At 44.4% G+C, this 15,579-nt stretch carries 8 protein-coding genes, 2 tRNA genes and 3 rRNA genes; 1 reads left to right on the top strand and 12 read right to left on the bottom strand.

Going from position 1 to position 15,579, the window contains the following annotated elements:
- The first annotated feature begins 75 nt into the window (after positions 1-75).
- Positions 76-1,044 carry a YaaC family protein gene (locus MHB69_RS00065; protein WP_024426750.1) on the top strand — a complete coding sequence of 323 codons (969 nt, stop codon included), beginning with the start codon at positions 76-78 and terminating at the stop codon, positions 1,042-1,044.
- Positions 1,045-1,055: 11 nt separating this feature from the next.
- Here MHB69_RS00065 and rrf read toward each other — a convergent pair.
- The 12 genes from rrf to dnaA all read right to left on the bottom strand — a co-directional run bounded on the left by rrf (position 1,056) and on the right by dnaA (position 15,579).
- Positions 1,056-1,171, bottom strand: a 5S ribosomal RNA gene (gene rrf, locus MHB69_RS00060).
- Between the two features lie 61 nt (positions 1,172-1,232).
- Positions 1,233-4,163, bottom strand: a 23S ribosomal RNA gene (locus MHB69_RS00055).
- 98 nt (positions 4,164-4,261) lie between these two features.
- Positions 4,262-4,337 (bottom strand) — tRNA-Ala (locus tag MHB69_RS00050).
- Between the two features lie 14 nt (positions 4,338-4,351).
- A tRNA-Ile gene (locus MHB69_RS00045) sits at positions 4,352-4,428 on the bottom strand.
- Positions 4,429-4,523: 95 nt separating this feature from the next.
- Positions 4,524-6,072, bottom strand: a 16S ribosomal RNA gene (locus MHB69_RS00040).
- The 16S, 23S and 5S rRNA genes sit together here with 2 tRNA genes alongside, the layout of an rRNA operon.
- Before the next feature lie 364 nt (positions 6,073-6,436).
- A complete protein-coding gene (gene gyrA, locus MHB69_RS00035; protein WP_034283649.1) occupies positions 6,437-8,941 on the bottom strand; it encodes a DNA gyrase subunit A in 2,505 nt (834 codons plus the stop codon).
- A 232-nt stretch (positions 8,942-9,173) separates the two neighbouring features.
- Positions 9,174-11,090, bottom strand: a complete 1,917-nt coding sequence (gene gyrB, locus MHB69_RS00030; RefSeq protein ID WP_034283656.1) for a DNA topoisomerase (ATP-hydrolyzing) subunit B — start codon at positions 11,088-11,090, stop codon at positions 9,174-9,176.
- A 57-nt stretch (positions 11,091-11,147) separates the two neighbouring features.
- A complete protein-coding gene (locus MHB69_RS00025; RefSeq protein WP_034283648.1) occupies positions 11,148-11,393 on the bottom strand; it encodes an extracellular matrix/biofilm biosynthesis regulator RemA family protein in 246 nt (81 codons plus the stop codon).
- A gap of 17 nt (positions 11,394-11,410) precedes the next feature.
- A complete protein-coding gene (gene recF / locus MHB69_RS00020) occupies positions 11,411-12,523 on the bottom strand; it encodes a DNA replication/repair protein RecF (protein ID WP_041105878.1) in 1,113 nt (370 codons plus the stop codon).
- Positions 12,524-12,539: 16 nt separating this feature from the next.
- Positions 12,540-12,755, bottom strand: coding sequence for a S4 domain-containing protein YaaA (yaaA, locus tag MHB69_RS00015; RefSeq protein ID WP_144496518.1), 216 nt, complete (start codon positions 12,753-12,755; stop codon positions 12,540-12,542).
- A gap of 150 nt (positions 12,756-12,905) precedes the next feature.
- The gene (gene dnaN, locus MHB69_RS00010) at positions 12,906-14,042 is read right to left on the bottom strand and encodes a DNA polymerase III subunit beta (protein WP_024424074.1); all 1,137 of its coding nucleotides are present in this window, start codon (positions 14,040-14,042) and stop codon (positions 12,906-12,908) included.
- Between the two features lie 196 nt (positions 14,043-14,238).
- Complete coding sequence (gene dnaA, locus MHB69_RS00005; protein WP_024424073.1) at positions 14,239-15,579, bottom strand: chromosomal replication initiator protein DnaA; 1,341 nt, start codon at positions 15,577-15,579, stop codon at positions 14,239-14,241.

Raw genomic sequence — 15,579 nt, 5'->3', positions numbered from 1 at the left:
ACTAGCAAACAGCATGTCAAGGAAGCAACAAACAGTTGCAATTTTTAGAAAATATAAAGAGAGTTGAGGAAGAAGATGAAAAGTTCAGGATGGAAGGATTTAAAACGTTTTTACTCGCTCGAAACCTCCCAAAAGTTTCTATTTCAACAATATGAGAAACGGAACATTCAAGATGCAAACCAGCAAGCCTATAAAAACTGTGAACGATTTATTTACTTTTTAAAACATGGCCATACGTTCTATGAACAGGCAGCGATCGCGCCTCTAGAACTTAAACCCATTTTATTGTTTTATGGAATGGCACAGCTGCTAAAAGCATGTTTGCTGACAGTGGATCCCCATTATCCTTCTCAAACCTCTGTTTTAGCTCATGGCGTAACATCGAGAAAGAGAAAGAAACAGCATTACCGTTTTAGTGAAGATGAGGTGAAAATCCAAAGAAATGGGCTATGTATGCATGTGTTAAAGCATCTATTTCAATTAAATGGTCTTGAAGATGAACGATTTACGATGATCCATCTCCTGTCTAAAATACCTGAAATGAGTCATATTCTTGAGTTTCAAAAGCAGCCCTCGACTTTAGTTAAAGTAGAAAAGGCTAATGGAATGATGATTCAAGATCATATTCCATTACTTTATAACATGTCTGCTGAACGCTTTATTGAATACTTTGAGTTTCATACAAGCTGGAAACTCAAACAGAGAGAGGCTAAAAAACTGACGTTTGATGTATTTCTTGAAGAAAACCCAGCACTTGCTACTCATCTTCATTATGATTTAGAAATGGATCAATGGTTTATACCCTCAACACGAGATGCTTTTCTAGGGATTCCTGAAATCATCAGCCATTACTTATTGATGTATAACCTTAGTATGATTGCCCGCTACGAAACAGAATGGTGGTACGAGCTGCTGTCTCAATACATTAGCGATGATTACGTCATGATTGAACGCTACATGGAGATTGCAGAAGAGAAGTTCCCAGCATACATTATGATGCTGTTAGAAGAAAAAACAAAAAAGACCAGTTCCGACTGGAACTGATCCTAATAGAAGCTTGGCGGCGTCCTACTCTCACAGGGGGAAACCCCCAACTACCATCGGCGCTGAAGAGCTTAACTTCCGTGTTCGGTATGGGAACGGGTGTGACCTCTTCGCTATCGCCACCAAACCTGATGGAGAGAATGTTCTCTCAAAACTAGATAACAATGTTCATGCTTCACATTAGAATATAGGTTAAGTCCTCGATCTATTAGTATCTGTCAGCTCCACGTGTCACCACGCTTCCACCTCAGACCTATCAACCTGATCATCTTTCAGGGATCTTACTTCCTTGCGGAATGGGAAATCTCATCTTGAGGGGGGCTTCATGCTTAGATGCTTTCAGCACTTATCCCGTCCGCACATAGCTACCCAGCGATGCCCTTGGCAGAACAACTGGTACACCAGCGGTGCGTCCATCCCGGTCCTCTCGTACTAAGGACAGCTCCTCTCAAATTTCCTGCGCCCGCGACGGATAGGGACCGAACTGTCTCACGACGTTCTGAACCCAGCTCGCGTACCGCTTTAATGGGCGAACAGCCCAACCCTTGGGACCGACTACAGCCCCAGGATGCGATGAGCCGACATCGAGGTGCCAAACCTCCCCGTCGATGTGGACTCTTGGGGGAGATAAGCCTGTTATCCCCGGGGTAGCTTTTATCCGTTGAGCGATGGCCCTTCCATGCGGAACCACCGGATCACTAAGCCCGACTTTCGTCCCTGCTCGACTTGTAGGTCTCGCAGTCAAGCTCCCTTGTGCCTTTACACTCTGCGAATGATTTCCAACCATTCTGAGGGAACCTTTGGGCGCCTCCGTTACATTTTAGGAGGCGACCGCCCCAGTCAAACTGCCCACCTGACACTGTCTCCCTGCCCGATAAGGGCAGCGGGTTAGAAGGTCAATACAGCCAGGGTAGTATCCCACCGATGCCTCCACCGAAGCTAGCGCTCCGGTTTCCAAGGCTCCTACCTATCCTGTACAAGCTGTACCAACATTCAATATCAGGCTGCAGTAAAGCTCCACGGGGTCTTTCCGTCCTGTCGCGGGTAACCTGCATCTTCACAGGTACTATAATTTCACCGAGTCTCTCGTTGAGACAGTGCCCAGATCGTTGCGCCTTTCGTGCGGGTCGGAACTTACCCGACAAGGAATTTCGCTACCTTAGGACCGTTATAGTTACGGCCGCCGTTTACTGGGGCTTCAATTCGCACCTTCGCTTACGCTAAGCGCTCCTCTTAACCTTCCAGCACCGGGCAGGCGTCAGCCCCTATACTTCGCCTTACGGCTTCGCAGAGACCTGTGTTTTTGCTAAACAGTCGCCTGGGCCTATTCACTGCGGCTTCTCGGGGCTTTAACACCCTAAGAAGCACCCCTTCTCCCGAAGTTACGGGGTCATTTTGCCGAGTTCCTTAACGAGAGTTCTCTCGATCACCTTAGGATTCTCTCCTCGCCTACCTGTGTCGGTTTGCGGTACGGGCACCTCTCACCTCGCTAGAGGCTTTTCTTGGCAGTGTGGAATCAGGAACTTCGCTACTAAATTTCGCTCGCCATCACAGCTCAGCCTTTACGGGAAACGGATTTGCCTATTTCCCAGCCTAACTGCTTGGACGCGGATATCCAATACCGCGCTTACCCTATCCTCCTGCGTCCCCCCATTGCTCAAATGGTGAGGAGGTGGTACAGGAATATCAACCTGTTGTCCATCGCCTACGCCTTTCGGCCTCGGCTTAGGTCCCGACTAACCCTGAGCGGACGAGCCTTCCTCAGGAAACCTTAGGCATTCGGTGGACGGGATTCTCACCCGTCTTTCGCTACTCATACCGGCATTCTCACTTCTAAGCGCTCCACCAGTCCTTCCGGTCTGGCTTCACAGCCCTTAGAACGCTCTCCTACCACTGTTCGTAAGAACAGTCCGCAGCTTCGGTGATACGTTTAGCCCCGGTACATTTTCGGCGCAGAGTCACTCGACCAGTGAGCTATTACGCACTCTTTAAATGGTGGCTGCTTCTAAGCCAACATCCTGGTTGTCTAAGCAACTCCACATCCTTTTCCACTTAACGTATACTTTGGGACCTTAGCTGGCGGTCTGGGCTGTTTCCCTTTCGACTACGGATCTTATCACTCGCAGTCTGACTCCCAAGGATAAGTCATCGGCATTCGGAGTTTGACTGAATTCGGTAACCCGGTAGGGGCCCCTAGTCCAATCAGTGCTCTACCTCCGAGACTCTTACCTTGAGGCTAGCCCTAAAGCTATTTCGGAGAGAACCAGCTATCTCCAGGTTCGATTGGCATTTCACCCCTACCCACACCTCATCCCCGCACTTTTCAACGTGCGTGGGTTCGGGCCTCCATTCAGTGTTACCTGAACTTCACCCTGGACATGGGTAGATCACCTGGTTTCGGGTCTACGACCACGTACTCATGCGCCCTATTCAGACTCGCTTTCGCTGCGGCTCCGCATCTTCTGCTTAACCTTGCACGGGATCGTAACTCGCCGGTTCATTCTACAAAAGGCACGCCATCACCCGTTAACGGGCTCTGACTACTTGTAGGCACACGGTTTCAGGATCTATTTCACTCCCCTTCCGGGGTGCTTTTCACCTTTCCCTCACGGTACTGGTTCACTATCGGTCACTAGGGAGTATTTAGCCTTGGGAGATGGTCCTCCCGGATTCCGACGGAATTTCACGTGTTCCGCCGTACTCAGGATCCACTCTGGAGAGAACGACATTTCAGTTACAGGGCTGTTACCTTCTTTGGCGGGCCTTTCCAGACCTCTTCGCTTATATCATTCCTTTGTAACTCCGTATAGAGTGTCCTACAACCCCAAGAGGCAAGCCTCTTGGTTTGGGCTGTTCCCGTTTCGCTCGCCGCTACTCAGGGAATCGCATTTGCTTTCTCTTCCTCCGGGTACTTAGATGTTTCAGTTCCCCGGGTATGCCTTCTCATACTCTATGTATTCAAGTATGGATACTACTCCATTACGAGCAGTGGGTTTCCCCATTCGGAAATCTCCGGATCAAAGCTTGCTTACAGCTCCCCGAAGCATATCGGTGTTCGTCCCGTCCTTCATCGGCTCCTAGTGCCAAGGCATCCACCGTGCGCCCTTTCTAACTTAACCATTTCTTACTTTAGAAAGAATCACTATGTGTGATGAACTTTGCATTGCATTCAATGTGAATGTATTACTTATTGTTATCTAGTTTTCAAAGAACACGTTGGTGGAGCCTAGCGGGATCGAACCGCTGACCTCCTGCGTGCAAGGCAGGCGCTCTCCCAGCTGAGCTAAGGCCCCGATTTAATAGAAGATGGTGGGCCTGAGTGGACTCGAACCACCGACCTCACGCTTATCAGGCGTGCGCTCTAACCAGCTGAGCTACAGGCCCATCTTTCATATCGAAGATATGATGTTGTAGGATCTTTTGCAAGTTCCTTCAAAACTAAACAAGACGAAAACGTACGCTGCTCCATATATCCTTAGAAAGGAGGTGATCCAGCCGCACCTTCCGATACGGCTACCTTGTTACGACTTCACCCCAATCATCTGCCCCACCTTCGGCGGCTGGCTCCATAAAGGTTACCTCACCGACTTCGGGTGTTGCAAACTCTCGTGGTGTGACGGGCGGTGTGTACAAGGCCCGGGAACGTATTCACCGCGGCATGCTGATCCGCGATTACTAGCGATTCCAGCTTCACGCAGTCGAGTTGCAGACTGCGATCCGAACTGAGAACAGATTTATGGGATTGGCTAAACCTTGCGGTCTTGCAGCCCTTTGTTCTGTCCATTGTAGCACGTGTGTAGCCCAGGTCATAAGGGGCATGATGATTTGACGTCATCCCCACCTTCCTCCGGTTTGTCACCGGCAGTCACCTTAGAGTGCCCAACTGAATGCTGGCAACTAAGATCAAGGGTTGCGCTCGTTGCGGGACTTAACCCAACATCTCACGACACGAGCTGACGACAACCATGCACCACCTGTCACTCTGTCCCCGAAGGGAAAGCCCTATCTCTAGGGTTGTCAGAGGATGTCAAGACCTGGTAAGGTTCTTCGCGTTGCTTCGAATTAAACCACATGCTCCACCGCTTGTGCGGGCCCCCGTCAATTCCTTTGAGTTTCAGTCTTGCGACCGTACTCCCCAGGCGGAGTGCTTAATGCGTTAGCTGCAGCACTAAGGGGCGGAAACCCCCTAACACTTAGCACTCATCGTTTACGGCGTGGACTACCAGGGTATCTAATCCTGTTCGCTCCCCACGCTTTCGCTCCTCAGCGTCAGTTACAGACCAGAGAGTCGCCTTCGCCACTGGTGTTCCTCCACATCTCTACGCATTTCACCGCTACACGTGGAATTCCACTCTCCTCTTCTGCACTCAAGTTTCCCAGTTTCCAATGACCCTCCCCGGTTGAGCCGGGGGCTTTCACATCAGACTTAAGAAACCGCCTGCGAGCCCTTTACGCCCAATAATTCCGGACAACGCTTGCCACCTACGTATTACCGCGGCTGCTGGCACGTAGTTAGCCGTGGCTTTCTGGTTAGGTACCGTCAAGGTGCGAGCAGTTACTCTCGCACTTGTTCTTCCCTAACAACAGAGCTTTACGATCCGAAAACCTTCATCACTCACGCGGCGTTGCTCCGTCAGACTTTCGTCCATTGCGGAAGATTCCCTACTGCTGCCTCCCGTAGGAGTCTGGGCCGTGTCTCAGTCCCAGTGTGGCCGATCACCCTCTCAGGTCGGCTACGCATCGTCGCCTTGGTGAGCCATTACCCCACCAACTAGCTAATGCGCCGCGGGTCCATCTGTAAGTGACAGCCGAAACCGTCTTTCATCCTTGAACCATGCGGTTCAAGGAACTATCCGGTATTAGCTCCGGTTTCCCGGAGTTATCCCAGTCTTACAGGCAGGTTACCCACGTGTTACTCACCCGTCCGCCGCTAACATCCGGGAGCAAGCTCCCTTCTGTCCGCTCGACTTGCATGTATTAGGCACGCCGCCAGCGTTCGTCCTGAGCCAGGATCAAACTCTCCGAAAAAGTACAAAACCGAAGTTTTGCTTTTCGCCAGTTTGACTGACTACCTATGAAGTTTCATAGGATTTTTTTATAAAAACTCGAATTAACAGGTACGTTTTGTCTTGTTTAGTTTTCAAAGAACTTGTTTACCACTCTCTTAAAGCGACCACTTAAATATATCATATATCTCTATCAACAGTCAACATTTTTCTTGAAAAACATTTTATTTTTTTAAGAAGTTTCCACTGTAAAAGAGATAAAAAATAGAGCCTCTTTTTGCTCCTTTGAAAGATTAACACATATCTATGAAAAAAGCATTATAAATTTCAAAAAAACTCATGTTTTTTTAGAAAAAAATAAAGCCGGTGAAAAACCGGCTTTATTTTTACTCAGATTGCTCTTGATCTGACTCTATAGTTTCTACGTTTTCTTCACTATTCTCTTCATCATCTTCTTGTGATTGTTCAACTAATGCCACTGTAGCGACATGTTCATCATCACCTAGACGGATCAGGCGGACACCTTGAGTGACTCGACCTGTTGTTGAAATGTCTGAAACGGCCATACGAATGATCACGCCGCTTCCTGTAATAATCATCAAGTCCTCTTCAGCTTCAGCATTCGTCGCCTTCACTGCGACAAGCGGACCATTGTTGTCAGTGATTTTACATGTTTTAAGACCTTTACCGCCCCGACTTTGAACACGGTATTCTTTTTCAGGTGTTAACTTACCATATCCTTTTTCGGTGACAATCAATACGTTTGCATCTGGCTCAAGGATTTCCATCCCAACGACGATGTCATCTTCAGAAAGCGTAATTCCTTTCACGCCAGCTGCCGTACGCCCCATTTCACGAACATCTGTCTCGTCGAAACGAATCAGCATACCTTTTTTCGTACCAATGATGATTTGTTTTTCTCCATTGGTTAAACGGACAGCCATCAGTTCATCTTCGTCACGAAGACTTAATGCGATAAGTCCATTGTTTCGAATGTTGGCAAACTGAGACAATGAGGTTCGTTTTGATACACCGTGTCTTGTTGTAAAGAAGAGATACGAATCTTCATCAAATTCGCTTACCGGAATAATGGCATTAATCCACTCTCCCTTTTCTACTTCAAGCAGGTTAATAATCGGAATCCCTTTCGCTGTCCGTCCGAATTCAGGAATCTCATATCCCTTCGCACGATAAACCTTCCCTTTATTAGAGAAGAAGAGGATCGTATCATGGGTAGATGTTGAAATCAGCTGTTCTACGAAATCATCCTCATTGGTTCCCATTCCCTGAACACCTTTACCGCCTCTTTTTTGACTGCGGTATGTTGATGCAGGCAGACGCTTGATATAACCATTATGAGTCAGCGTAATCACGATGTTCTCAACAGGAATCAAATCTTCGTCTTCAATTGTTTCGATACCTGCTGTCACAATTTCAGTACGGCGCGTATCATTGAAACGTTCTTTGATTTCTGTTAATTCTTCTCTAATGATTTCAAGAACTTTTTCATTGTCTGCTAAAATAGCTTTCAACTCAGCAATCAAATCAACAAGCCCTTTGTATTCTTCTTCTATCTTTTCTCTTTCCAAACCAGTTAAGCGCTGAAGACGCATATCAAGAATGGCCTGTGCTTGTTTTTCGGACAAGCTATAGTTCTCCATCAAGCCATTTCTCGCGATTTCAGCAGTTTGAGAGCTTCTAATTAATGCAATGACTTCATCTAAGTGGTCAAGAGCGATTCTTAAACCTTCTAGAATATGAGCTCTTGCTTCAGCTTTACGAAGTTCATATGCTGTTCTTCTGCGAATAATCACTTTTTGATGCTCTAGATAATATTCAAGACATTGTTTGAGGGACAAGACTTTAGGCTGTCCATCGACAAGTGCCAATAAGTTGATTCCAAATGATGTTTGGAGTGTCGTTTGTTTATAAAGATTGTTTAATAGAACGTGGGCGTTCGCGTCTCTTCGCAGTTCAATCACAATCCGCATTCCATTACGATCAGACTCGTCACGCAGATCTGTAATGCCATCGATCTTTTTATCGCGCACAAGATCAGCGATTTTTTCGATCAAACGGGCTTTGTTGACCTGATACGGAATTTCATTGATGACAATCCGCTGCTTACCGCTGGATGTTTCTTCGATGATAGACTTCGCACGTAATGTAATAGAGCCCCGGCCTGTTTCATATGCCTTACGGATTCCGCTTCGGCCAATGATTTGTCCCGCAGTTGGGAAGTCTGGTCCTGGAATGATCTCCATTAGTTCCTGTGTTGTCATTTCTGGACTTTGACTAATTGCCAGTACACCATCAATCACTTCACCTAGCTGGTGAGGCGGAATGTTGGTTGCCATCCCTACAGCGATACCTGTTGCCCCGTTGACTAATAAGTTCGGGAAACGAGCAGGCATGACGATTGGTTCTCTTTCACTGCCATCGTAGTTATCTTGATAATCAATCGTATCCTTGGTGATATCACGAAGGATTTCCATTGAAATTTTAGATAGACGCGCCTCAGTATAACGCATTGCTGCTGCACTGTCTCCATCGACAGAACCAAAGTTTCCGTGTCCTTCAACCAGCATATTTCGATAGTTGAAGTCTTGCGCCATACGAACCATCGCTTCGTATACAGCGCTGTCACCGTGAGGGTGGTACTTACCGATAACTTCTCCAACGATACGTGCAGATTTCTTAAATGGTTTATCACTTGTCATACCTAGGTCATTCATCGCATACAAAATTCTTCGATGCACGGGCTTCAATCCATCTCGCACATCTGGTAATGCACGCGAAACAATAACACTCATTGCATAATCTAAAAAGGACGTACGCATTTCTTGACTAATATTCACTTCGCGTACATTTGGTGTATGTTGTTCACTCACTATAAGAACCTCCCTTTACGTATCACATGAAATAAATTATGTGGGAGTAAAATATGTATTTATCTTCACAAGACTATTCTTCATTATATCAATAATCTCGGCTTTATACACATTAATTTACTAGAAAATCAGCGAAAACACGGAAAACCAGGACATTCGTTTCACACCCCTGTTTCTTGAAAAACAACCTTATTCCAAACAAGAAATAAGGTTGTTCTCAGGAGGGATCCATCTAAATATCAAGGTTTTTCACGTATTGTGCATTTTCTTCGATAAAGTTCCGTCTCGGCTCTACTTTATCTCCCATCAGCATTTCAAATGTCTCATCAGCATCGATCGCATCCTCAAGTGTGACTTGAAGAAGTGTTCTCGCATCAGGGTCCATTGTTGTTTCCCAAAGCTGAGTAGCATTCATCTCTCCAAGACCTTTATAACGCTGAAGTCCAGGCTTTGGTGTTTGAGGTAGTGATTTTAACAGCTCATCCAGCTGTTTATCGTTATACACGTACTCCACACGTTTTCCTTGCTGCACTTTATATAAAGGCGGCTGTGCAATATACACATAACCGTTTTCAATGATTTGACGCATGTAACGATAGAAGAATGTTAAGAGAAGCGTTCGGATATGCGCTCCATCTACATCGGCATCTGTCATGATCACAACTTTGTGATAGCGTGCTTTCTCTAAAGTGAAGTCTTCTCCGATTCCAGTTCCTAACGCTGTAATCATTGCACGAACCTCGTTGTTCGATAAAATTTTATCTAAACGAGCTTTTTCTACGTTTAGGATCTTCCCTCTTAACGGTAAGATCGCTTGGAAGTGACGATCACGGCCTTGCTTAGCAGATCCGCCCGCAGAATCCCCCTCTACAATATAGAGCTCAGAGATGGAAGGATCTTTAGAAGAACAGTCCGCCAGTTTCCCAGGTAAGCTGGAGACTTCCAGCGCACTTTTACGTCTTGTCAGCTCACGAGCCTTTTTGGCAGCCATTCTTGCACGAGCTGCCATCAGTCCTTTTTCCACAATTTTTTTCGCAGAATCAGGATTTTCAAGCAAGAATTTCTCAAGTGCTTCTGAGAAAAGGGAGTCTGTGATGGTTCTCGCTTCTGAGTTCCCAAGCTTTGTCTTCGTTTGCCCTTCGAATTGAGGGTCTGGATGTTTGATGGAGATAATGGCTGTTAAGCCTTCTCGCACATCTTCACCACTTAAATTCGCATCCCCATCTTTGAATACGCCATTTTTACGAGCATAGTCATTGATGACACGCGTTAGACCGGTTTTAAAACCAGCTTCGTGTGTTCCGCCTTCATACGTGTTGATGTTGTTGGCGAAGGAATAGATATTGCTTGTATAGGAATCGTTGTATTGTAATGCCACTTCAACCGTAATTCCGTCTTTCTCACCTTCGATGTACACAGGTTCTTCATGAACGACTTCTTTTGAGCGGTTTAAATGTTCTACATAGCTCTTAATACCGCCTTCGTAGCAGTATTCATTTTTCCGCTCTTTGCCTTCACGCAAGTCTTCTATGATGATGTTTACACCTTTTGTTAAGAAAGCTAACTCACGAACACGGTTAGCAAGTGTATCGTAATCAAATTCAATGGTTTCCGTGAAAATTTCTGGATCTGGCACAAAGTGGGTTGTTGTCCCGGTTACATCTGTTTCACCAATAACCTCTAAATCTCCCACTGGAACACCGCGTTTGAACTGCTGATAATGAATTTTTCCGTCACGGTATACGGTCACGTCTAAGGTAGTAGATAATGCATTTACAACAGATGCCCCTACACCATGCAGACCGCCAGATACTTTATAACCGCTGCCGTCAAATTTACCGCCAGCGTGAAGAACAGTCATAATGACCTCTACGGCAGGACGCCCCATTTTCTCATGAATTCCAACAGGAATCCCGCGGCCATTATCTTTTACTGTAATGCTGTTATCCTTTTCAATTTGCACTGTAATGTCTGTACAATAACCAGCTAATGCCTCATCAATACTGTTGTCGACAATTTCCCATACAAGATGGTGAAGTCCTTTTGCATTGGTTGACCCAATGTACATTCCTGGACGTTTTCTAACAGCTTCTAGTCCTTCAAGCACCTGTATCTGATTTTCATCATAACTATTATGTTGCTGTTCCATTGCCACGTACATTCACCTACACTTTTCTTAAACGATATATTTATATGAATTGAGCTTTTAGACTTCAATTTCAATCACAAACGAAGCACGTTTTTTGAGCGTGCTTGAGGAAAGAGGAGAGTAATAAACAGACTCAGTTGTGACGACAATGGATTTGGGTGTCCCTTGTGATAACGAAATGATATGTTTCTCCTGTTTTTGTAGAAATTCTTCTACAACAGAAGACGACCTCATTTTGTAATCAACAATTGCGACAATCTCTCGTGTAGAAACAACACAATCATCACCTAAATGAATATACAAGACTCACACCTCATTTATCAGTCAATTACTTTTCCACTGGCTACTCTGAAAATTTCCGCTTCTTTCAGGGTGGCGTGATCGATGCCTTCAACACTTGTTGTGGTGACGAAGGTCTGTACTCGCCCCTGAATGGTATGGAGCAAATGAGACTGTCTGTAATCATCAAGTTCAGATAACACATCATCAAGTAGAAGAATAGGATATTCTCCGATTTCTTCATGTATCAGATCAATTTCTGCCAGCTTTAGTGAAAGAGCTGTTGTTCTTTGCTGCCCTTGAGAGCCATATGTCTGAACATCCCGGCCATTCACAAAGAAAAGCAGGTCATCTCTGTGAGGTCCCCACAGTGTCACCCCTCGGTCTATTTCTCTCTCTCTTAGTTTCTGAAACGATTCTTCATAGCTATTCTTTATTTTCGACAAGTCTGACGCTTCTGATACCTCTATTGCCGTCTGGTATTGGAGCGTGAGTGTTTCTAGCTCTCTAGAAATCCCAAAATGCAGCGGCTGCGCCCATTTTTCGAGCTGTTTCGTAAAAGTCAGTCGTCTTTTGACCACTTTCGCTGCCGCATCAATCAACTGCTCTGTTAAAATCTCCAGCATCGCTTGATCCGATTGCTTTCTTGTCTGCAATTGTTTCAAGTAATGATTCCGCTGAGAAAGGATTTTTTGATAGAGCGATAAATCATGCAAGTAGACAGCAGAAACTTGTCCAATCTCCATGTCGAGGAATCTTCTGCGGATTTGCGGGCTGCCCTTCACAAGACTTAAGTCCTCTGGCGCAAACATGATGGTGTTTAATGCACCAACATAATGACTGAGCTTCTGTTGTTCAATGTGATTGACCTTGCCCTTTTTCCCTTTTTTTGAGATCACGAGCTGCATTGGGAGTGGACCATTTTTTTTAATGACTCTACCTTCTATTTTAGCATAGTCTTGGTCCCATCGGATAAGTTCTTTATCATTTGACGTACGATGAGACTTTGCCATCGACAATACATAGATCGCTTCCATCAAGTTCGTTTTACCTTGGGCATTCTCACCGATCATAACATTCACCTTATTGTCGAATTGAAGCTCGGTGTGTTCATAGTTTCGGTATGAAGTTAACGCCAGACTTTGAATGTACATGTATTGTCACCCGTTTCTAATTCACAACTTGAAATGTGCCGTAACCTTCAATCTCGACAACATCTCCTGGGTATAGTTTGCGTCCCCGTCTATTATCTGGCTCTTGATTAATGAGCACCTCATGTTCACTTAAAAACCATTTCGCCATTCCGCCAGATTGGATGACTTCGGCTAATTTCAAAAACTGCCCTAATGTAATCATTTCTGTTTCAATGGTTATAAGATTAGGCATTGTATCGACCTCTTTCAATATCACTAATATCTAATTGTACTAAAAAACAAGACAAGAAGGAAAGGGGGAAAGCCAACTGGGATGAAAGAAAGCATGGAAAACGAGAAGAAAAGCTGCTGTGCACTCACACAGCAGCCATTTTAGTTTGAATTAATACGTTCTTACCGGAAGAATCAATTGCAAGATAGAATCATCATTCGGCGTACGCAGCAGGAACGGTCTCATTGCACCAGTGAAGCTTACATGAATATCTGTTCCCTCTAATACTTTTAACGCATCCAGCATATATTTTGGACTGAAGGAGATTTTAAGATCTTCCCCTTTAATGTCATCTGCTTGAACCGTCTCCACCACTTTACCGATCTCAGGTGAATTAGAAGAGATTTCAAGGCTTTGTTCAGGATCAGCTGACAGTTTCACGACATTATTACGTCCTTCTCTTGCCAAAAGTGATGCACGATCAATGGCTTGAAGGAACTCTTTCGTGTTGACCACGACATCCGTTTTACTTTCTTGCGGGATCAGACGAGCTGTATCTGGATAATTTCCATCCAGCAACCTTGAGAAGAACAGCACATTTTGTGCTTTAAAAAGAACTTGGGTTTCTGTAATGACGATGCTCACAAGATCTTGTCCATCATCAAGAATTTTACTTAGCTCTGTTAAACTCTTCCCTGGAATCACGACATTATACGAACTTTCCTCGTTAATATCTAGCTTCGCTTTTCTTAAAGCAAGACGGTGGCTATCCGTCGCCGTGCATATTAATTCACCTTTTTCCACCTTCCAGTTTACACCTGTCAAGATAGGTCGTGTTTCTGAGGTGGACACTGCAAAAACAGTTTGACGAATTAAGTTTTTAAGCAGATCTGTCGGAATTTGAAATGCATGATGCTCTTCAATTTGTGGAAGATGCGGATATTCTTCAGCATCTAAACCGTTTAGGTTAAATTCCGCTGAACCAGAGCGGATGATCGTCAGGTGATTTTGTTCTACTTCAATTTCGACAGTAGACATAGGCAGTTTCTTTACAATTTCACTAAAGAAGCGGGCTTGAAGCACAATACTTCCCGGACGATCAATGGTGATAACCTCTAAATCTCCATCTCTTTGAGGAATGAAAGATTCAATTGAGATATCAGAATCGCTTCCTGTTAGAGAAACCCCTTCATCAGACGCAACAATTTTAATCCCTGTCAAAATAGGAATCGTTGTTCTAGAGGATACGGCCTTTAATACATCTTGGACACTTTGGACAAGACGATCTTTTTGAATCGTGAATTTCATAGTGGTCCTCCTAAATTTTCTTAATGACATGTATATATATTTTATTAATAAAAATCGTAGAAGTAATAGTAGGGCTTGTGAATATGTGGATAAGTCATGAAAAAGAAAGGAAAGACAGCCTATCCACATGTGGACAGACTGTGTATGACTATGCTCTAGTTATTCACATTTTCCCGTACTCATTATATCAGCTTGGTTATTTTAATTGTTCTTTGATCTCTTTGACATGCTGCTGAAGCTGTTCATCTTCAACAATTAATTTCGAAATCTTCTCATGAGCATGAATGACAGTCGTATGATCACGACCGCCAAATTCTTCTCCGATTTTAGGCAGAGAGGAATCGGTCATTTCTCTAGAGAGGTACATGGCAATTTGTCTTGGATAAGCAACTGACTTCGTACGTTTCTTTGCTTTGAAATCCTCTAATCGAATATTAAATTGCTGCCCTACAATTCTTTGAATATCTTTAATTGTAATGACCTTAGGCTTTGATGAAGGAATGATGTCCTTTAGCGCCTCAGCTGCTAGATCTGCATTAATGTCTTTATTAATTAAAGATGAATAAGCAACAACACGAATCAAAGCACCCTCCAGCTCACGAATGTTGCTGTCGATTTGATTGGCAATGTACAGCATGACTTCATTTGGAATGTCCAAGCCTTCTGCCTTTGCTTTTTTGCGCAGAATTGCGATGCGCGTTTCTAGATCTGGCGGGGTAATGTCTGTAATTAAGCCCCATTCAAATCGAGAGCGTAATCTGTCTTCAAGTGTCGGAATTTCCTTCGGAGGCCGGTCACTAGAAATGACGATTTGCTTACTTTCTTCGTGAAGTGTGTTGAATGTATGGAAAAACTCTTCTTGTGTTTGTTCTTTTCCTGCTAGAAATTGAATATCATCTATCAAAAGCACATCTACATTCCGATAGCGGTTACGGAAGTCGACAGCTTTGTTATCTCGAATTGAGTTGATAAATTCATTAGTAAATTTTTCAGATGATAGATAGACCACTTTGGCCGATGGATTATGGTCGATCACGTAATGACCAATTGCATGCATCAAGTGAGTCTTTCCTAAACCAACGCCTCCATAAATAAAAAGCGGGTTATATGCTTTTGCTGGTGCTTCCGCGACTGCAAGTGAAGCGGCATGAGCAAAACGGTTGCCTGAACCAATAACAAAAGTATCAAATGTATATTTTGGATTCAGCATATTTTGTGGAATGTCAACGGGCTCTTCTTTAGACATTTTTTTGATAGGAGACTTTGGCATGGCTTCCTCTTCGTCCTGATTTTGAGGAATAATAAATTTAATGCTGAGCTCTTCACCTGTTAGTTCATAGATGGTATCAGCAATTAAGTGAAGATATCTTGACTCAAGCCAATCTCTAGCAAATTCATTAGGTGCCGTAATTGTAAGCGTATCTCCCTGAAGAGAATGGGCTTTTGTCGATTTCATCCATGTCTCAAAACTGGGTTTGCTCAATTTTGTCTCTATTTTTTGAAGTGCTTTATTCCACAGATCCAAAATATTTTCCAT

Origin of the sequence: Bacillus sp. FSL K6-0994 (genome assembly GCF_038630815.1) — a bacterium.
In the GTDB taxonomy this organism is placed as follows: Bacteria; Bacillota; Bacilli; order Bacillales; family Bacillaceae; genus Bacillus; species Bacillus safensis.
The sequence above is the reverse complement of the archived record's forward strand: the minus strand, read 5'-3'. Positions and strand labels throughout refer to the sequence as shown.

Bases quoted from the DNA above. Each gene is read 5' to 3' on its own strand.
- MHB69_RS00065 (WP_024426750.1), top strand. From the start codon at position 76: ATGAAAAGTTCAGGATGGAAGGATTTAAAACGTTTTTACTCGCTCGAA.
- gyrB (WP_034283656.1), bottom strand. From the start codon at position 11,090: ATGGAACAGCAACATAATAGTTATGATGAAAATCAGATACAGGTGCTT.
- recF (WP_041105878.1), bottom strand. From the start codon at position 12,523: ATGTACATTCAAAGTCTGGCGTTAACTTCATACCGAAACTATGAACAC.
- yaaA (WP_144496518.1), bottom strand. From the start codon at position 12,755: ATGCCTAATCTTATAACCATTGAAACAGAAATGATTACATTAGGGCAG.
- dnaN (WP_024424074.1), bottom strand. From the start codon at position 14,042: ATGAAATTCACGATTCAAAAAGATCGTCTTGTCCAAAGTGTCCAAGAT.
- dnaA (WP_024424073.1), bottom strand. From the start codon at position 15,579: ATGGAAAATATTTTGGATCTGTGGAATAAAGCACTTCAAAAAATAGAG.